This window comes from Pseudomonadales bacterium (genome assembly GCA_024234615.1).
Classification (GTDB): Bacteria; Pseudomonadota; Gammaproteobacteria; order Pseudomonadales; family IMCC2047; genus JAJFKB01.
On record JACKNY010000001.1, the window covers coordinates 477,243 to 496,535 of the forward strand.

At 48.4% G+C, this 19,293-nt stretch carries 18 protein-coding genes; 6 read left to right on the top strand and 12 right to left on the bottom strand.

Annotated elements, in window-relative coordinates; genetic code table 11:
• Positions 1 to 5: 5 nt before the first annotated feature.
• Both H6995_02325 and thpR read right to left on the bottom strand, forming a co-directional pair.
• On the bottom strand, positions 6 to 2,819 hold the full coding sequence (locus H6995_02325; protein MCP5213823.1) for an EAL domain-containing protein: 2,814 nt from the start codon (positions 2,817 to 2,819) through the stop codon (positions 6 to 8).
• 148 nt (positions 2,820 to 2,967) lie between these two features.
• Positions 2,968 to 3,537 (bottom strand): RNA 2',3'-cyclic phosphodiesterase, encoded by a 570-nt coding sequence (gene thpR, locus H6995_02330; protein MCP5213824.1) that lies wholly within the window; start codon positions 3,535 to 3,537, stop codon positions 2,968 to 2,970.
• Positions 3,538 to 3,628: 91 nt separating this feature from the next.
• Here thpR and H6995_02335 point away from each other — a divergent pair, with 91 nt between their 5' ends.
• Complete coding sequence (locus tag H6995_02335) at positions 3,629 to 4,033, top strand: flavodoxin family protein (GenBank protein ID MCP5213825.1); 405 nt, start codon at positions 3,629 to 3,631, stop codon at positions 4,031 to 4,033.
• On the opposite strand, the gene H6995_02340 is transcribed toward H6995_02335, so the two are convergent.
• Positions 3,989 to 5,830 (bottom strand): sodium:proton antiporter, encoded by a 1,842-nt coding sequence (locus H6995_02340; GenBank protein MCP5213826.1) that lies wholly within the window; start codon positions 5,828 to 5,830, stop codon positions 3,989 to 3,991. The two genes, H6995_02335 and H6995_02340, sit on opposite strands and share 45 nt — an antisense overlap.
• 160 nt (positions 5,831 to 5,990) lie before the next feature.
• Here H6995_02340 and H6995_02345 point away from each other — a divergent pair, with 160 nt between their 5' ends.
• The 3 genes from H6995_02345 (at position 5,991) to H6995_02355 (ending at position 8,944) form a co-directional block, all read left to right on the top strand.
• Entirely contained in the window at positions 5,991 to 7,370 is a 1,380-nt protein-coding gene (locus H6995_02345; protein ID MCP5213827.1) for an SLC13/DASS family transporter, read from the top strand.
• 169 nt (positions 7,371 to 7,539) lie between these two features.
• On the top strand, positions 7,540 to 7,995 hold the full coding sequence (locus H6995_02350) for a MaoC family dehydratase (GenBank protein MCP5213828.1): 456 nt from the start codon (positions 7,540 to 7,542) through the stop codon (positions 7,993 to 7,995).
• 205 nt (positions 7,996 to 8,200) lie between these two features.
• On the top strand, positions 8,201 to 8,944 hold the full coding sequence (locus H6995_02355) for a ferredoxin--NADP reductase (GenBank protein ID MCP5213829.1): 744 nt from the start codon (positions 8,201 to 8,203) through the stop codon (positions 8,942 to 8,944).
• 22 nt (positions 8,945 to 8,966) lie between these two features.
• On the opposite strand, the gene H6995_02360 is transcribed toward H6995_02355, so the two are convergent.
• From H6995_02360 to H6995_02390, 7 genes are all read right to left on the bottom strand, one after another.
• The gene (locus H6995_02360; protein MCP5213830.1) at positions 8,967 to 9,443 is read right to left on the bottom strand and encodes a GIY-YIG nuclease family protein; all 477 of its coding nucleotides are present in this window, start codon (positions 9,441 to 9,443) and stop codon (positions 8,967 to 8,969) included.
• A gap of 6 nt (positions 9,444 to 9,449) precedes the next feature.
• Positions 9,450 to 9,755 carry an MGMT family protein gene (locus H6995_02365; GenBank protein ID MCP5213831.1) on the bottom strand — a complete coding sequence of 102 codons (306 nt, stop codon included), beginning with the start codon at positions 9,753 to 9,755 and terminating at the stop codon, positions 9,450 to 9,452.
• 33 nt (positions 9,756 to 9,788) lie between these two features.
• Positions 9,789 to 9,998 carry a DUF1653 domain-containing protein gene (locus tag H6995_02370; protein MCP5213832.1) on the bottom strand — a complete coding sequence of 70 codons (210 nt, stop codon included), beginning with the start codon at positions 9,996 to 9,998 and terminating at the stop codon, positions 9,789 to 9,791.
• Positions 9,999 to 10,019: 21 nt separating this feature from the next.
• Complete coding sequence (locus H6995_02375; protein MCP5213833.1) at positions 10,020 to 11,918, bottom strand: ATP-binding cassette domain-containing protein; 1,899 nt, start codon at positions 11,916 to 11,918, stop codon at positions 10,020 to 10,022.
• 52 nt (positions 11,919 to 11,970) lie between these two features.
• Entirely contained in the window at positions 11,971 to 12,585 is a 615-nt protein-coding gene (locus tag H6995_02380) for an MBL fold metallo-hydrolase (GenBank protein ID MCP5213834.1), read from the bottom strand.
• 115 nt (positions 12,586 to 12,700) lie between these two features.
• Positions 12,701 to 13,201, bottom strand: coding sequence for a DUF411 domain-containing protein (locus tag H6995_02385; protein ID MCP5213835.1), 501 nt, complete (start codon positions 13,199 to 13,201; stop codon positions 12,701 to 12,703).
• Positions 13,202 to 13,236: 35 nt separating this feature from the next.
• Positions 13,237 to 13,665 carry a BLUF domain-containing protein gene (locus tag H6995_02390; GenBank protein MCP5213836.1) on the bottom strand — a complete coding sequence of 143 codons (429 nt, stop codon included), beginning with the start codon at positions 13,663 to 13,665 and terminating at the stop codon, positions 13,237 to 13,239.
• Between the two features lie 562 nt (positions 13,666 to 14,227).
• On the opposite strand from H6995_02390, the gene H6995_02395 reads away from it, so the two are divergent.
• Both H6995_02395 and H6995_02400 read left to right on the top strand, forming a co-directional pair.
• Positions 14,228 to 14,707, top strand: a complete 480-nt coding sequence (locus H6995_02395) for a hypothetical protein (protein MCP5213837.1) — start codon at positions 14,228 to 14,230, stop codon at positions 14,705 to 14,707.
• 251 nt (positions 14,708 to 14,958) lie between these two features.
• Entirely contained in the window at positions 14,959 to 16,317 is a 1,359-nt protein-coding gene (locus H6995_02400; protein ID MCP5213838.1) for an MATE family efflux transporter, read from the top strand.
• 35 nt (positions 16,318 to 16,352) lie between these two features.
• Here H6995_02400 and purD read toward each other — a convergent pair whose 3' ends face one another.
• Together purD and purH are read right to left on the bottom strand one after the other, a co-directional pair.
• Complete coding sequence (purD, locus tag H6995_02405) at positions 16,353 to 17,636, bottom strand: phosphoribosylamine--glycine ligase (GenBank protein ID MCP5213839.1); 1,284 nt, start codon at positions 17,634 to 17,636, stop codon at positions 16,353 to 16,355.
• A 58-nt stretch (positions 17,637 to 17,694) separates the two neighbouring features.
• Positions 17,695 to 19,266, bottom strand: coding sequence for a bifunctional phosphoribosylaminoimidazolecarboxamide formyltransferase/IMP cyclohydrolase (purH, locus tag H6995_02410; GenBank protein ID MCP5213840.1), 1,572 nt, complete (start codon positions 19,264 to 19,266; stop codon positions 17,695 to 17,697).
• Positions 19,267 to 19,293 lie beyond the last annotated feature (27 nt).

Here is a 19,293-nt window from a genome sequence, read left to right on the forward strand (position 1 = left end):
GTTATTTAACTAGCCAGGGGAGAAATGACGTCGGTCTGTTCGGTGAGTAATAACGATTCAAATTCACTGATAGGCATAGGCTTGCTAAAATAATAGCCCTGGAATTCAAGACAATCATTCTCATGGAGGAAGTTTATCTGCTGTTTAGTTTCTACGCCCTCAGCGATGACGCGTAAATTAAGCTGTTTGGCCATGGCAATAATGGCGGTCACTATGGCGGCATCGTCAAGGTCATTGGGAAGGTCGCGGATAAAAGATTGATCTATTTTGAGCGTGTCGATGGGCAATTTTTTAAGGTAACTTAATGAGGAATAGCCCATGCCAAAATCATCAATAGAGACCATCACTCCCAGCTCTCTAATATGATTCAGTTTTTCTACGATTTCTTCGATATTATGAATGACCATACCCTCGGTGATCTCGATTTCCAAATGCCGTTGAGGGATGTCCGTTTCCTGTAAGATGTCTGAAACCTCATTGACAAACTGCGGTCGTCTAAACTGACGTGGACTGATATTTACGGCTAATGTTAGGCCGTCTTGCCATATCTCTTGATCTAGCCAAAGTTTGATTTGTTGACAAGCACGGCGGATGACCCACTCGCCGACCTGGAAGACCATGCCGGTTGACTCCAGAATAGGTATAAATTCCGTTGGTGAGACGAGTCCAATCGTGGGGGAATTCCAGCGCAGTAATATTTCGGCGCCAATCAGGCGGTTTTGATAATTGTATTGGGGCTGTACATAGAGTAGGTATTCCTCGTTATTCAGGGCATTACGTAATTGATTTTCTAGAGAGAGTTGGCGGCTGGCCTTGGTCGTCATTTCTGCCGTAAAACGGGTGATGTTGGCGCGTCCTCGCGCTTTTGCCTGGTACATGGCGGTGTCGGCAAATTGTAAAATGGAGTCGGCACTTTCCGCTGCATCTGGAAAGAGTACCATGCCGATGCTAGCAGTGACCTGAAGTTCATGACCTAAAATGTGGTGAGGCAGGGAAACAAGGTCGAGAAGTTTTTCTGCAAATCCCAGTGCTTTTTGATCAGCCTCTTCAATATCAGCGCTGAGATAAGGCAAAATCACCACAAATTCGTCACCACCTAAACGGGCAACAGTGTCTTCATCTCGCAGATTTGCCGTGAACCGGTTAGCCAGTTCTTTTAACACTTCGTCACCTGTGGGGTGTCCGAGAGAATCGTTGATTTTCTTAAAGTCATCCAGATCGATGAATAACAGTGCGCCAATATATTGATGGCGTCTAGCTGTCGTAATGGCAAGGCGCAGACGGTCCTGTAAAAGGGATCTATTTGGCAGCCCGGTTAGGATATCGTGGTAGGCTAAATGCTGGATCTCCTCATCCTGCTGTTTGCGTTCAGTGATGTCTTTGATGGACATGATGCAGAATTCTTTGTCGTCATAGATAAAATAACCAGTGGAAATTTCGACCGGGAATCGCTCGCCTGCTTTTGTGCTGTTGTAAGTGTTGGTTACTAGCTTCTCATTGGTCTTGACCGCCGACCACCATTTATCCCAAGCCGTCATTTCGAAATCAGGGTTGAAAATATCAACTGTTTGACCGATCAATTCCTCTCGAGTGTAGCCATAGCGCTCGCAGGTGGTGTCGTTAGCTACCACGACCGTACCGCTCGAGTCGATGGTGAGTATTGAGTCCGGGGTTTGGTTTAAGGCGAAATCCCTAAGCATTAGCGCCTGTTCCGAGCGTCTATTTTCTGTGTTGTCTTGTAATATGCCGGAAAACCAAACGGGTTTACCCTTGTGCGTAGTGGCGAGGCCGATTGCTCTAACCCAAATGTTTTTATTATCGGCGCGAACCATACTAAATTTGATATCGAAAGGGTCTCCAGATTTGACTGATTGTGAAAGTGCTTTTTCAACGCTAGGTTTATGTTCTAGATCGATGCGATTATAGATATCATTCAGATCTAACTCATAACCGGCAGGCAAGCCAAGGATGTTACAGAGTTCCTTTGACCAAAGCAGTTCGCCAGTCTCGATAGAGTAATCCCAGCCACCCACTTTGGCGAGACGATTGGTTTTTACGAGGAGCTCTTCGTTACGTAGTAATGCGGTTTCATTTTGGTGGCGTTCGGTAATAAGGTCCTCGGTCGCTTGGATAAATTTGTTACAGGACAGGACTAATTGTCCTAACTCATCGTCGCTATTCCTATTTTCTACCAGGAGCCGTTGTTTTTCCGGCGCCCGCGGATCAATCAACCGGATTTTCTCGGCGATAGTAATCAGAGGTTGGGTTACATAGCTGGAAAATAGGGCTAGAAGTACGAAAGTCAGGATCAGAAGAGCAATAAAGTTACCAGTGAGAAGCGAAAAAGCGTGGCTATAAAAACTGGTAAAGAGCACATCCTGATCAACGGTAATGGAGAGTACGCCGAGATTACGCTTAGGCGTGGAATCAATACTTTCAAGCGGAATAAGGTAGTCGCGAAACTCTGTATCCAGCAGACGGGTGATAAAGCGAGTGGCACTTTTGCGCGGTGCTATTTGCCGTTGCCCCAATTGCTGGTTATCGATATCAAAAATCTTAACCTGAACGATAAAGGGATACTCTAACAATCCTGCGATCGTGTGATCGGCTAGTGCCTTGTCTGACGTTTGAACAGCGCGGGTTGCAGTGTGGGCAGCAACGTCGAGAATCTTTTTAACGATAAGCGCCTTCTCTTCGCTATGCTCCATATAATCGAGTGAGACTTGAACCGTACCGATTAAGAGACTAATAGCAAGGGCTAATAGGATGCTCAGCTTGATGAGCTTATGTGAGAGAGAGTGTCGAGGTTTTCTTATCATTATCAAACTATGGTAATGGTTTAACTATCAATAGTAGATGAAGAGTTGTGTTTTCGCACTTAAGTTATAGAAATTATTAGCTATTTCGGCCATGTATCGGTTTGCTTTAATCAGCAAATTTTTTCTTAATTAGAGTCTCCGGCGCTGGTTAGGAGATAGTTAGAGGTAGCTTGTGCAATGGTTTGTAAATGGGGCCGCAAGAGGTTAATTCACTACTAAAAATTATCACTTGGTTAATGGCTAGTGGCAGGCTATCAAAGGTTATTGCTTGAGGTAGATAGGCGGGTTGCCGCTTGGAATATCTGGCAAGGCTTATGTGGGGACGAAATAACCGATCTTCAGGTGTTAGGGCAATTGCTCTCGCGGCTAATTCGCTGGCTCTTGCAAGCGCCAGCAGCTCAGAGCTGGGTGCAAACAATGCGGCAATAACTTGTGGCTTGCTGGTTGAAGGGAAGCAGTGAATACACTTAAACCGGATGCTAAAGGGTTGGTGTCCGGCTAATGTTTTGCTGAGTACTGCCGGCAAAACCACTAATTGACGGGGATTCAGATTACCTAAAAAGCGTAGTGTAATATGCCAATTTTTAGGGTCAATCCAACGTAAATCCTTTAAGGGGGCCTGGTCTTTTAGTAATGCGCTGGCTTGCACCAGTCTTTGCGTGAATGCTTGGTCTGGTATAGTGGCGATAAATGTACGCACTTGCCGGTGGTGTGACATTGTCTTTTTCAGTGAGTTTATCAAGGTGACGTTTGTGAGCAGTAAACGACTACTGATTCTATATCATAGCCAGTCAGGTAATACAGAGCGAATGGCGCAAGCGGTTTATACCGGGGCCCTGCAAGAAGTGGAGGTTGAAACTCGATTAATTAGAGCGTTCGATGCTGATATAAAGGACCTCATTCGCAGCGATGCGGTAATCATTGGTACGCCCGAAAACTTCGGCTATATGTCTGGTGCAATAAAAGATTTCTTTGACCGCACCTATTATCCAGCGCAAGAGTATGGACTAAATTTGTCCTATGCATTGTTCGTGAGCGCGGGTAATGATGGCAGCGGTGCAGTACGTGAAATAGACCGTATTCTCTTGGGTTACCCGATGAAAAAGGTGGCGGAACCTATGGTCGCGCAGGGAGAGGTGACGGATGCTGTTCTTGTGAAATGCGAAGAGTTAGGCTTGAACCTCGCGACTGGTCTGGCTTTTGGTATTTACTGACTCCAACTCTTCATAATCCAAGCTGATGATTGACCATCCTGCGCTGGGGTTTACCTGGTTTTCATCTGAGATGACATGCAGCCTACCGGCTTTATTGATGGCAAAAAGAGGATAAAGACGGGCTTTATCGTTCTGCAACAGGTCTTCAAAACTAAAATTCTCAGTTAAGTTAGTGGTGCGAATTTTTGCGCCTTTGTTGAGTAAGCTGGCGAATTTACCGTAGGTCAGGTCTCGATTGAAAAGCGTTCGGCCCTTATGTCGAGATGACACTCGATGTTTTTCGGCGCCAGCTCTTTCCGAAATAATAGATATAGAGAACAAGTTATGCTCACCGAATTCCGGGCGATAGCGCATGCAGGCCACCGCATTAAAATCACGTTGTGGTGACAGCGCCAGTAATCGTCCGATACCGACCAAATCCAGGTGGGTATCGGCATATTCCGAAACTGGATTACCATAGAAGGTATTAAAGCCCTTCATTCGCGCCGCGCTAATATTTTCCCAGCTGGTGTCGGTTAATAATACGTTGAAACCCACGTCTTTAAGAGCGGTCGCCAATGCGCAGGCCACATCATTGGCGCCAACGACAAGAAATCCGCGCGGTGATGGTTCGTCGACTTGTAGGAGTCTGGCAAGTATGCGTGATGTGGTGCTCTGCAACACTACTGTGCCAATGATGATAATGAAGGTGAGCGGGACGAGCAGCTTGGCTTCTGTAAAACCGGCAGACTCTAAGCGTAAAGCAAAAAATGCGGACACCGCTGCGGCGACAATACCGCGTGGCCCGATCCAGGAAATCAGGGCACGCTCTTTCCAGCTAAGATCAGATTTGAACGTGGAACATGCCACGGCCAGTGGACGAGCAACAAACTGCATGATGAGCAGCAGGACTAGCGCTGGCCAGCCCAAAAGCGCCAAGTCTGCAAACTCGATACGTGCCGCAAGTAAAATGAACAGTCCAGAAATAAGGAGTATCGACAGATTTTCTTTGAAGGAAAGGATGTCCTCTACGTTGACATCGCGCATGTTGGCGAGCCATACGCCCATTATCGTAACACAAAGCAGTCCGGATTCTTCAGCCATTGTATTACTTAAGGTAAAGGCCATTAAGACGAGGGCGATAGTGCCAAGATTGTGCAGGTAGCTGGGGAGTAGTCGGAAACGCAAAATAAGACCGAGTGCGTAGCCTGTAGCGCAGCCAATCAAGCCACCTGCCAGCAAAATTTGGAAGAACAGATAAAAAGTATGGGTAAGATCGTCACCGGTACCTAATGAAATAATTGACTCATAAACCAGTACGGCGAGCAAAGCGCCGATGGGGTCTATCATAATGCCTTCCCAGCGTAACACGTTGGCAATACGCCGGTTTGGTCTGACGCTGCGCAGCATGGGGATAACAACAGTTGGCCCTGTCACCACCACCAGTGAGCCCATCAACAGGCTCATTGACCAACTAAAATCCAGTAGTGAATGGCAAGCGATTGCAGCAATACCACAGGTAATCAGGGCACCGACACTGACCAGTCGTTGTACTACATTTGCAAGTCCTTTAATTTCCGTAAATTTGAGGGTGAGGCTGCCTTCAAAGAGAATGATTGCAACGCTCAGGGAAACTAAGGGGAAGAATAAGTCGCCTAGTAGTTGGTCGGGGTTGAGCCAATTAATACCTGGACCTAGAACAATCCCGGTCAATAAAAGGAAAAGAATGGCAGGTAATTTTACCCGCCATGCCAGCCATTGGCACAGCAAACTAGCAATTCCGATAAAGGCGATAGTCAATGTGATTGACACAGGCATGCAACCCCAATCCAAAAAAGGTAATTCAACAAAGCAGAGTATTACTCGGCATTTTATCGCCGCAGCATAGAAGCTAAGCCAACGAGCGTAAAGATTTATATTGTGCCTAACCAGCATTTCGTTACAATCAGAAGATAAAAATAAGAGCTGATTGGTATTTATGGAAGTAAGCCGTGTTCGATTTTTTGCACTCTGGGGTGGGCTGGTATTAGCCGGTGCGGTTGCTTTTGCCATGCTGCAAGCACAGTGGCCGACAGCTCCGGCACTGGTGGCAGCGATCATAACACTTTGTGCGATCTGGTGGATTTTCGAAGCTATACCGATTCCGGCAACTTCGTTAATTCCTTTAGCGGTATTCCCCCTTTTCGGTGTACTGAGTCATGATGAAGTGGCTGAATCCTATGGCAATCCGTTAATCCTACTGCTCTTGGGCGGTTTTATTCTGTCCACAGCAATGTCGAAAAATGGTGCGCATCGACGTGTTGCTCTGGGCATGGTGAACCTCTTTGGCGGAACTAATAATCGCCGGATTATATTCGGCTTTATGGCGGCTTCGGCGTTGCTAAGTATGTGGATATCCAACACCGCGACCACGTTGATGCTGTTGCCCGTTGCACTGGCAACTTTAGAGAATGCTAAAAATAAGCAGCTGGCCATCCCTTTATTGCTGGGAATTTGTTATGCAGCTAGCGTCGGGGGGATGGGAACGCCCATCGGTACGCCTCCAAACCTTATTTTTATGAAGGTCTATACCGAAAGCACGGGCATCGAATTAAGTTTTCTGGATTGGATGCAGTGGGGGTTGCCAGTGGTGGTTTGTTTAATTCCTGTGATCGCTTGGTGGTTAACGCGTAAGATGGAAACGGAACAGAATATCGATATTCCGCCCATGGGACGCTGGCAAAAGGCTGAAATTCGGGTGCTGTTGTTGTTTGGCCTGACGGCGTTGGCGTGGATTACCCGCAATGAGCCCTTTGGGGGTTGGAGCGACTGGTTGGGGCTGCCCAATGCCAACGACGCAACGGTAGCCTTATCTGCGGTCGTACTGATGTTTATGGTTTCTAATGGTAAAGGTGGTCGCCTATTGGATTGGGAGTCCGCCAATGAAATTCCCTGGGGAATGTTAATTTTATTTGGTGGTGGCATTGCTCTGGCGAAGGCGTTTAGTAGTGTTGGTTTGAGCGAGGCAGTTGCGGATCAATTAGTCGGATTATCAGCACTGCCGGTAATATTACTCTTGCTGTCAGTCTGTTTAGTCGTTACCTTTATGACGGAGATGACCAGCAATACTGCGACCACGACGTTGCTCATGCCAATCCTTGCTGCAGCAGCACTGGCAACCGATATTGAGCCAGCATTATTGATGGTTCCGGCAGCGATGAGCGCGAGTTGTGCATTTATGTTGCCGGTGGCAACAGCACCCAATGCGATTATCTTCGGTAGTGGTAAGGTATCTATCCGGGAAATGGCGAGGCATGGTTTTGCTATTAATCTGTTGGGTGCTGTGATTATTTCAAGCGTTTGTTATTTTATTATTTAAAGAATGAATCTGATGGTTCCTTCACACATAAAGGGAGAGTAGGGGAAGTCTATTGCTGCGTGTAATAACATTTGAGTAACATAGCGTTAAGTGCTGAGCTCATTCCCTGGGCGATAGTTATAATACCCAGGTAATTAGCTTCTAATTTATCAGAGGGTAAGGAAGCACTATGAAAATCAAAAAAGAACAACTCAACGAATACGTTGGCCAAGAAATCGCTGTAACGGATTGGCTGACCATCGATCAAAACATGATTAATCAATTTGCCGAAGTAACACTGGATCGGCAATTCATCCACATCGACCCTGAGCGAGCAAAAAATACGCCTTTCGGTGGCACCATCGCGCATGGGCTACTGACGCTGTCTTTAGTAGCCCATTTTGTCGAAAAAAGTGAGTTTAATGTTGAAGGGTTTTTAGTGCGGGTTAATTATGGTTTTGACAAGGTGCGGTTTTTATCGCCGGTGCCTTCGGGAAGTCGCTTGCGCAGTCGCGTAAAACTGCTCAGCGCAGAAGAAAAAAGGCCCGGACAATTGATGCTGAGAATTGAAGTGACGGGTGAAGTCGAAGGCTCCAGTCGACCAGCGATGGTTGCCGAATATCTGGAATTACGCCTCGCCGGGTAACGCGTAGTCGGCCGAATTAATCAGAACTTTCACCTCACGCTCACCCGCCCCGCCAGCGGGAGAACAGGGTGTTCTAATGCACCGCCTTTCGTCTCGAGCGTCAAGAGGTTCGGCGTTTTATCTGCGAACCTTTTGTCTGCGAACTAAAGTACTACGAACATGGTCTTTTGAAGCGTAGCTTGATTAACAACCTATGGATGACAATATGGAACAATGGCGCGCGGGAAAGGTAATTGAAAACCGGCATTGGAATGAGCGGCTTTGCTCGCTTAGGGTCGACGTAGAGTTACCTAAGTTTAAAGCAGGTCAGTTCACTCGAATTGGATTGCCGGATGGAGAGACAATGTTGGCGCGGGCCTACTCTCTGGTTAACAGTCCGGGAGAACCTTATGCCGAGTTCTATTTTAATAAGGTGCCGGATGGGCCGTTATCATCTCGGCTACACCAACTCAAAGCCGGAGATACCCTTTATTTATCCGCCACGGTTGCTGGATTTTTAACCTTAGCGGAACTGCCAGAATGCCAGCACCTCTGGATGCTCGCGACGGGTACGGCGCTGGGCCCTTTTCTCTCGATTCTTAAGACCGAAGAAGTCTGGCAGAGAATGGATAAGGTCATCTTGGTGCATGGCGTTCGTTCGCTAGATGAGCTTACTTATCAAGAGTTAATTCAGGATCTTACTAAGCGTTACCCTGAGCAGTTTGTGACTATCGCGGCGATTACCCGAGAACAGGTGTCAGGCTGCTTGCAGCAACGTATTCCCGATGCGATTCGTAGCGGTGATTTGGAGCGTGCGGCGGGTATGGTGCTTGACCCGGCCTTAGCCCATGTCATGATTTGCGGCAGCCCGGCGATGGTGGAAGACAGCATGACCGCATTGAAGGAAAAGGGTTTACGTAAACATCGGCGGCGAGAGCCGGGCCATATTTCGGTTGAAATCTATAAATAGGTTAGGGCTGATATTGAAAGTCCTATATTCTCGATACCCCGTGGCAGTAAATTTCGAGGATGGGAAAGTTTCCGTCATAATTGGATCTGCAATGATTCAATTTATGCTGGAATACGGCAAGTATTGGCTTGTACGGCAGATAAATCAAATGACTCAAACACTTGCAATCAGATGAACCAAATCCCAGTTGCGGAAAAGATGCACTGGTTTCTGTGCCGAGCAGTTGTGCCCAATCATGTTCTCTTTTGATCGGTTCGTGACTATACCAAATGTGGCTGAGCACTAATTTTTTGCGTAAATAATCGATATGCCAATGGGGGCGCTTTGCGATTTTCCGGTGGTGTTTGAGACGGGCGGCAAGCCCTCCCGGGCCGAAGGCGCTACCGCAATAGAGGTAATAGCCGGGCTGGCCTCGCAATAACCCGAGTTTGCCGATTTCAACGTTAACCTGTGCTTTGGCGTAGAGAATTAGCACGTAGGTACCCGGTGATTTGTCCATGCTGGGCTATATTTCCCAGCCAAAGCGTTTGAGGTCAACGCGTCCTTTCAGGCTAAACTCAACACCTTCCTGCTCTAATAAAGTGCGTTGCCTTTCGTAGCCAGCACTAGGTGGTAAGCTGATTCTGCCAGCGTGATTCAGCACTCGATGCCAAGGAAGTTTGCTGTCCTCAGGCAGTGCATGTAAGGCATAGCCTACCTGGCGAGGGCCACAGCCAACCATTTTTGCAATGGCACCATAGCTGGTAACCGAGCCAGCGGGGATGGCGTTTATCGTGGCGTAGATTTTTGGATAGAGTTCGGAATCTGGCATGACATGGTTAAACTCACTGGAACGCGGCTTAGATTAGTCCTCTACAAACTCAAAGCGCTTAAGTTGAATGCCATCACGTTCGATAGTCTCTTCAAACATTTTCAAAGGTCGAATCCAGATGCCTTGTTCACCATAAAGCGCTTTGTAAACCACAAACTCTTCCATTGTTTCGCTGTGTTTAGCTATCTCCAACAGTTGGTAAAGGTTACCTTTAAAATGGCGATAGATCCCTTTTTTTAACACCCTAAATTACCTCGTTACGTTTTAAGTGCTGTGCTCCAGTTCATCCCAACGCTGGTATGCCTGTTCCAGCTTAACCTGAGTATCTTTAAGCGCAGCCAAGGTGTTATCAATCTGGTCACGCTCCGCCTGATAAAATTCTGGTGTAGATATTTGCTGTTCCAGGGCACTTTGTTCCTGCTCCAAACGTTCAATCAGCGCCGGTAAGTTATCCAATTCACGTTGGTCTTTGTAGGATAGCTTTTTCTTAGCTTCGACGGGAGCTGGGATAGCGGCTGCGGGTTGCGCATTCTGCTTCGCCGTCTGAGTGGTTGGGCTTGAATTGTTCTCGAATTTTAATTTGCCACCCTTCTGCGCCCAGTTGCTGTAATCCCCGACGTAGTCTTTGATGACGCCGTCACCTTCGAGCACCATTATGCTGGTAACGACTTTGTCCATAAATTCGCGGTCGTGGCTGACCAGCAAAACCGTACCCTTGAAATCAAGTAATATTTCTTCCAGCAACTCCAGGGTTTCAATGTCCAGATCATTGGTGGGTTCATCCAGCACTAGTAGGTTAGCAGGCTTGCTGAACAGCTTGGCTAAGATGGCGCGGTTTTGTTCGCCGCCGGACAGGGCTTTAACGGGTGTGCGCACACGGTCTGGCGTGAATAAAAAATCACCGAGATAGCTGATGGCGTGACGCCGCTTGCCATCAATTTCAATAAAATCGCGGCCTTCGCAAATGTTATCGATGAGATTTTTTTCTGGAATGAGGTGAGCACGCAATTGGTCGAAATAGGCGACCTCCAGTTTTGAGCCAAGCTTGACGGTGCCTTGGTCGGGCATCAGTTCACCCAGAATAATTTTGATCAGGGTGGATTTGCCTGCACCGTTTGCGCCGACGATGCCGATACGATCGCCGCGTACAATTAATCCAGAATAGTTTTTGATGACCGGCTTGCCATCAAAACTATGGGATAGGTTGCTCAATTCAGCGACCACCTTACCGGAGCGCTCCGCTTCTTCCATATTGAAATTGGCTTTGCCCATCTGCGAGCGGCGCTGACTGTGTTCGTTGCGCATGGCTTTCAATGCTCTGACGCGGCCCTCGTTACGCGTGCGCCGCGCCTTAATACCCTGGCGTATCCATTGTTCTTCCTGGGCCAGTTTTTTATCGAACAGTGCATTGGCTCTTTCTTCCGCGGCTAATTCCTGCTCGCGGTAGCGTAGGAAGCTGTGATAATCACCTTCCCAGGGGTAAAGTTTGCCGCGATCCAGTTCGATGATTTGGTTAGCGATTTGCTGTAAGAAAGCGCGGTCGTGGGTGATACAAATGATCGCACCACGGTACTCCTGTAACTGCTTTTCCAACCATTCAATGGCGGGGATATCGAGGTGATTGGTCGGCTCATCCAGCAGTAAAATATCTGGGTCGCTGACCAGTGCCCGCGCCAGCGCTACTCTGCGCCGCCAGCCGCCAGAGAGTTCTTTCATCAGCACGTCGCCGGATAACTGCAGCTGCGTGAGAACCGTATCGACGCGTTGCTGCATGCGCCAGCCGTCTTTTGCCTCCAGCTGTTGTTGTACCCGTTCGAGCTCGCGCATATCTGTGTGTTCTAAGTCTTGAATCGCATGGTGATAGCGACTTAGCAGCTCGCCCACTTCAGCCAGGCCGCTGGCGACGACGTCATAAACCTCCTGATCATCGGCGGCAGGTAGCGACTGATCCAGCCAGGCGATTTTGACGCCCGGACGGAGCCAGCGCTCACCGCTATCTGGAAAAATCTCCCCGGCGATTATCTTCAACAGGGTGGTTTTGCCTTCGCCGTTACGGCCCAGCAGACCAATCTTGTTGCCCTTATGCAGGGTAAAATTGACCTGATCCAAAAGTACTTGGGTACCGTAATTCAGGGATAAATTATCTAAACGTAACAGGGGCATGAATACAACTTATTGATAAGAATGAGTAAAGGTAAATAGCTTGGACTCTGTGTTAGTCTGCGCGGTTTTCAAGTGTTTGCAGCAGTTCTATCAGACGCAGGTGGCCGTCTCGAAATATCGGCCAGCCGTCGCCAGTAAGCACAGCCGCTAGTCCGGGCAGTTCGGCCAAGCGTCTCACTGAGGCAATGGCAAGGCTTTTATCGCTCAGTTTAGGGTCTGGCAGAACACAAAGCCGACCGGCCTCATGGGCGCGCACTAGATCGCCGGTAACCAGGGTATCGGTATCGATGAGTAGCGCGAGCTCACCGGGAGATTTAGAACCCTCAAGTGCCAGTGCTTTGAGTCCAGGAACAAGTTCATCGCCGTCACCCAGCCAGCGCTCACAACTGATCGGAAAGGTCGCGGCTTCCGCCTTTGGCCCCGCCAATTTGGCCCCGGTGCGCTTGGCGATCGTTACCGCATCGCGAACATGGTCGGAATTGGTAATCACAATCCAGGCGGCGCCACCCAGTTGGGTTAGATGCTCTTGGTCGTGTTCTGACAAGGGCAGCGGATCGACCAGGATATTACCCTCAGGGCGCACCCATAACAGCCCGTGGAAATCGATATTACGCTCCTCATTGAATTCGGACCAGCTATAGAGGTCGTGACGATGTAGTCGTTTCATTGCAATTGATCCAGGTGTTGAATTTTATATGACCATACTAATGCGAAGGGGCATTAAAGTAACTGAGATTTTTTTAGCGGTTTAAAGCTTAGGAGGACCTCCAACCAGAGGCTCTTTAGTAATCACGATACTCTTTTACTGTTTTGGTAGCGCCAGCCTTGTCGAAGCCAATCACCTTGAAATCATCTTTGCGATCACCCATCTCCATGCCCGGCGTACCCACGGGCATATGCGGCACTGCAAGGCCCAAAAGCGGTGTTTTTTGCTCAACCATCTGCCGTATATCGGTAGCCGGAACATGGCCTTCGATGACATAGCCGTTGACCACGCCAGTATGACAGGACTGTAACTGCTGCGGTACACCCAATTCCTTTTTAATGGATGACATGTTGGCGAGATCAATAGTTTTCACCTGAAACTGATGTTGCTCCAAATGCTTGATCCAGTCGCCACAACAACCACAGCTTGGGCTTTTGTAAACAGTGATTGCCAGTGGTTCAAGTACCGCGTCATCGCTTTTGTTCCAGCGATTATCAGCAGCATTGGCGGGGCTGAAAATAAAACTGTATCCCGCAATAATCAGGAGTTGAGTAAAAACTCTAAAGGAATTTTTCATAATGACCTAGGCTAAATTGGCAGCAGTTAATTGGATTAATCAGATTGATGAGATGAAATAACAGAAGTAAATTTGTTAACGATTCGACTAATCTCGTCCTTGTTTTTTATTTTCCTTGTTAATAGTTCTTCAATATCCTCCGCTAGCTCGGCGTCTGTGATTTCTTTAATGTACTCGAAACTGAGATAGCGCGTAAACCAGTTGGAAAATAGCCGAGTATCCGCTTTCTGTGAATAAATAATTTTACAGTCAGTATGCCTTGAGTCCTGTGAAATGCGTTTATAGAGCTCACGTATCACTTGTTCATTGCCTTCCAGAAACTGCAAGAAAGCTCTGTCATGGTAAACCAGCACACCAGTAACATCGATTGCCCGGTTACGAAAACCGGCTTCATTACTGAGCTCCGTCAGCTCCTCTATCAAAAAATCCTGATTGGCTTTGCTGGTATAAGCTAATTGGAACATAAGTGAACCTCCGGGTAATGGTCACGGGCTTCAGCCATGCAAATCAACTCACCGGTCCTGTGCGGAAAGAATGGCTATGTTTACGTAGTTATTATAATTAATAGACTGTTCTAAGTATGTCTCTTTCATGAGCGCTGAGCAAGGCTTGTGCGGTGACAATAAATTGCGCCAAACTCAAATAGGCGGTCGTGGGAAGTCAGGGGAGATTGCGTCTTTTAGGATGTGGAATTAATCGAGACTGCGCCATCGATTGTTTCCAAAATAGTGTCAGAATATTTTACATACTCTCATGCCACAACTTCACTGGTTTCACAAAAGTGCTTGGCGGGGCAGGGGGTTTAGTAAGTGGCACATATGTTGCTTTTACCGAATGCCAGGGTTTCTGTATTCCCCTATACTCGCTCGGTGATACTTAGATTGCTTCAATCGAGTCATTTGGCGGTGCTGACTACGAGAATTTTTTGAGGCAATAATTAAGATGAGAATGTTGAGTTGGATGTTTACCCTTTTTACGCTGTGTGCTGTCTCCCTTCCCGCGTCCGCAACTCTAATGACGTATAACATGCAGTTTTCCGATCCTGTCGGTGTCGTCACAGGCGGCTCAGCTGTATTGACCGTGGATTTGCCTGGTACAGCAGGAGTTGATACCTGTGGCGTCCTTTATGGTTGTAATTCACCCCCTCCGTTTTCCGTTATCGTATCTTTTGTAGGTACGGTAAACGGCGTTGTATTTAATTCCTCAACCGATCTTTTGAAAGTACCACAATATGTGTCGATCTCGTATTCGGCTTCTGAACTGACCTCAGGGGCTTTCAACATCATCAGCACTGAAGGAAGTATAGTGCGTGTGCTTTTAACGGACACACAAAATATTACTTATTGGGATTGGCTCAACCCGGGCGCCGGTCGCCCGTCAGGCGACGGCATCATAACGATCAGTAAATCGACTTCATCAGTTTCTGCGCCGGCGACACTTTTATTAATATCGCTCGGATTGGCAGGGCTGGTTTTGTCGATGCGTACAACAAATCAACGGGGTTAGATTCACTGCTGCTCCAGTTAAGCTCGATTAAGAAAAAATCAATGGAGTCCGACTCCATTGATTTTTTCAATAACCGTGGTTCTAGTATTGATCCCCAAACACCTCTTTCCCAAAAAAATAAAAACCTCACCCATTGCGAACCCAAATTCTGGAGCCAATTTTAATTGACACCCAGGCGGTCGCCGCCATACTAGGCTGCTGTATATAGTCTATGGTATTTCCTCATTTATTGAATAAGCAACTTTTTGTTGATGCACCCCTTACGAATTGAATTAAAAGCATTAGTGCAACTAACGTTCCCAGTTTTGGTTGCACAGCTGTTATTAGCTTCAACTAGCTTTGTAGATACCCTGATGTCTGGCCAAGCCGGAACCAGAGATTTAGCCGGAGTGGGCGTGGCTAGTGCGCTGTGGTCGGTCTGCGCCATGTTTTTGGTCGGGGCTTTCATGGCGCTGAATCCAATAGTGGCGCAGCACCGAAGTCGAGGGCAGTATCAGGAGGTCGCCAATTATGTGCAGCAGGGCTTTTGGCTGGCGCTGCCGGTTGTAGTGTTGTTGATTTGGCTATTGAACAGTTCACACTACTATTTGCCTGGGTTAATAGAAGATCATCAAGTCTTGTTTATTGCTTCCGGATACTTGGAGGGAATGTCCTGGGGCATGCCGGCAATTATGGGTTTTTTTGTACTGCGACCCTTTAGCGAAGGTATGGCTTACACTAAGGCGCAAACGCTGAGTGCAGCGGTGGGATTGGTCGTCAATGTACCTGCTAACTACATCTTAATTTTTGGTAAATTTGGCTTTCCTGAACTCGGTGGTGCCGGCTGTGGTTGGGCGACAGCGGTTTCCTTCTGGGCAATGTTCGGTACGCTGCTGTATTACATACGATACCACCAAGCTTTTACGCAAATACCACTATTTCAACAACTGTATTCAATTGAGTGGCAGAAAGTTACTTTCTTGATGAAGCTCGGTTTGCCCATCGCTATGGCGATTACTATTGAAGGCAGCGCGTTCGCTTTAGTAACGCTTTTTATTGCCGGATTACCTGCAGAAGAAATTGCGGCGCACCAGATTGCGATGAATATTACCTATCTGGCTTATATGGTGCCATTAAGCATGAGTACTGCGATAACCATTCGGGTAGCTTCCCATGTTGGGCTGGGGGCATGGGGGAAAGCACGTCAGACCGTGACGGTGGGAGTAATGATGGCACTTGTTGCCGGTATTTTGATCACCTTGGGTATTCTGCTATTTCGAGAGCTATTGGCTGATCTCTATTCGAATGAGCAGCAGGTGATCGGTATGGCGGCAATGCTATTGCTCTTTTTTATCGGCGTTAGTCTTTTTGATGCGGTCGCCGCGCCTTTGCAAGGTGCATTGCGTGGTTACCATGATGTGAATATAGCGCTACTGGCTTCTGTGGTGGCCTACTGGATGATCTGTTTGCCCATGGGGTATGTGCTTGGCTTGACCGATTGGGTGACGCCGGCGATGGGGGCGAAAGGCTATTGGATTGGTTTGGTGGTAGGTGTTGGTGTGAGTGCGGTATTGCTGGTCGTTCGATATCGGCAGGTGAGCCGGGCTCATTCAGATTTGAGCCCGAGTTAATGTCAGCGAATAGGGTAGTGCCATTCGGGTGGTGTTTATTGTTCCCGTTCTACCGCGCGATAGCCAATATCAGTGCGGTAGTACATTTGCTCCCAGCTGATTTTCTTAACCAGAGCATAAGCATTTTGTTGTGCTTCAGTGACGTCTTTACCGAGTGCCGTGGCACAGAGCACGCGCCCGCCATTGGTGACCACCGTATCACCCTCGAGTCGACTACCGGCATGGAAAACTTTTTGTGATTCAGAGTCACAGCCATCAAGACCGGAAATAATATTGTCCTTAGCGTAGGACTCTGGATAACCACCGGCCGCTAAGACAACACCAAGTGCTGCGCGCTCATCGTAATCCACTTCCACCTGATCCAGCGTTCCATTAATGGCGGCAAAACATAGCTCGACTAAATCCGATTTTAGTCGCATCATAATCGGTTGCGTTTCCGGGTCGCCGAAACGGCAATTGTATTCCAATACCTTGATATCTCCATGCGGACTGATCATTAAGCCCGCGTACAGAAAGCCTTTATAGGTATTTCCCTCAGCGGCCATACCGTCCACGGTGGGGCGAATAACCGTTTCCATGACCAGTTGATGGATGGCACTGGTCACTACCGGTGCTGGTGAATAGGCACCCATGCCTCCAGTGTTAGGACCAAGATCTCCGTTATCCCTGGCTTTGTGATCCTGCGAGGTGGCGAGTGGCAAGATGTTCTTGCCATCTACCATGACAATAAAACTGGCTTCTTCGCCTTGTAAAAATTCTTCAATGACGACCCGATGACCGGCATCACCAAAGGTGTTGCCCGCTAACATATTTTCTACGGCAGCAATCGCTTCCTGCTCGGTTTGCGCGAGAATAACGCCTTTGCCCGCCGCAAGACCATCTGCCTTGATCACGATAGGCGCGCCGCGTTCTTTGATATAGGCAATAGCCGGTGCTATTTCGGTAAAGTTTTGGTAATCAGCGGTCGGAATATGATGCCGTGCCAAAAAATCTTTGGTGAAGGCTTTGGAAGCCTCCAATTGGGCGGCGCCTTGGCTGGGGCCAAAACAGACCAGTTTCTGCTGCTCAAAGTAATCAACGATGCCCGCCGCCAACGGCGCTTCTGGGCCAATGATGGTCAGTTGGCAGTGTTGCTGATGGGCAAATTCAGCGAGCGCCTTAAAGTTCATTACGTCGATAGCGACATTCGTTACTTTCGCTTCCAGCGCAGTTCCGGCATTGCCAGGCGCGACATAGACATTATCCACCTGTTGAGATTGCGCGGCCTTCCAAGCCAGTGCGTGTTCGCGGCCACCGGAGCCGATAATAAGGATGTTCATGATGTTAAGCGATCTCGTTCAAATTTTAGTTATTTGTCTTGGTACAGGTGCCAGCTGATTAATGTCGGAAGTGACGCATGCCGGTAAATACCATGGCCATGCCGTGTTCATTTGCTGCCGCGATAACCTCTTCGTCGCGGATGGATCCGCCGGGTTGGATGATGGCAGTGATGCCCGCTTCAGCAGCGGCATCAATGCTATCGCGGAACGGGAAAAAGGCGTCGGAAGCCATCACCGACCCTTTTACTTCCAAACCCTCGTCGGCGGCTTTGATGTTCGCTATTTTAGCACTGTAGACGCGACTCATCTGTCCGGCACCGATGCCAATGGTGCGTCCGTTACGTGCATAAACAATAGCGTTAGACTTCACGAACTTGGCAACTTCCCAACAGAATAACAGGTCAGCCAGTTCCTGCTCTGTGGGCGAGCGGGTGGTGACCATTTTCAGTTCATCCTCATTGACCATGCCGAGATCGGTATCCTGAACCAACAGCCCGCCATTGACGCGCTTATAATCGAGGTTGGCGGGCCGCACGCTGGTCCATTCGCCGCTGATCAACACTCGCACATTGGGTTTGCTGTTCAGGGCTTTGGCCGCACGCTCCGATACGGAGGGGGCGATTATGACTTCGACAAATTGCTGGCCGATAATGGTTTGTGCGGTGTTTTCATCGAGTTCACGGTTGAAGGCAATGATGCCACCAAAGGCTGACGTCGGGTCGGTTGCATAGGCTTGATTGTAAGCATCCAAAATGTCGGAGCCTAACGCGACGCCGCAAGGGTTGGCGTGTTTAACAATGACACAGGCAGGCTCAGCAAAGGGTTTGACGCACTCTAATGCGGCATCGGTATCAGCAACATTGTTATAGGAAAGCTCCTTACCTTGCAGTTGTTTTGCGGTTGCAACGCTGGCGTCTGTGGCTGTAGGGTCGATATAGAAAGCGGCTTTTTGATGTGGGTTCTCGCCGTAGCGCATATCCTGCAGTTTCACGTACTGGGTATTGAAGGTGCGTGGGAAATAGGTTATTTCACCGACTCGTGCGCCGAGATAGTTGGCAATGGCGCCATCGTAATTCGCCGTGTGCTCGAAAGCTTTGGTGGCAAGGTCAAAACAGGTAACGCGAGATAGCCTGCCTTGCTGTGTCTGCATTTCTTCCAGTACGCGCTGGTAATCGCTGGTATCGACGACGACGGCTACATCCTTATGGTTCTTAGCCGCAGCTCGTAGCATGGTGGGGCCGCCGATATCAATATTTTCGATGGCAGTGGCTAAATCGCAATCAGGGTTGGCCACGGTTTCCCGAAACGGGTACAGGTTCACTACAACCATATCGATAGGTGCGATGCCATGCTCTTTCATCACCGCATCGTCGACGCCGCGTCGCGCTAATATGCCGCCGTGTATCATGGGGTGTAAGGTTTTAACGCGGCCATCCATCATTTCAGGAAAACCGGTGTGGTCAGAGACTTCGGTAACAGCGATGTTCTTTTCCTTGAGTAGGCGATAAGTGCCGCCTGTTGATAAAATTTCTACGCCGTTGCTGACAAGGCCTTGTGCAAATTCAACAATGCCGGATTTATCCGAAACGCTGATGAGTGCGCGTCGAATGCTGATGGTCTGGTCGTTCATGGAGCTGCTACCCAATTTTGGTTCAGT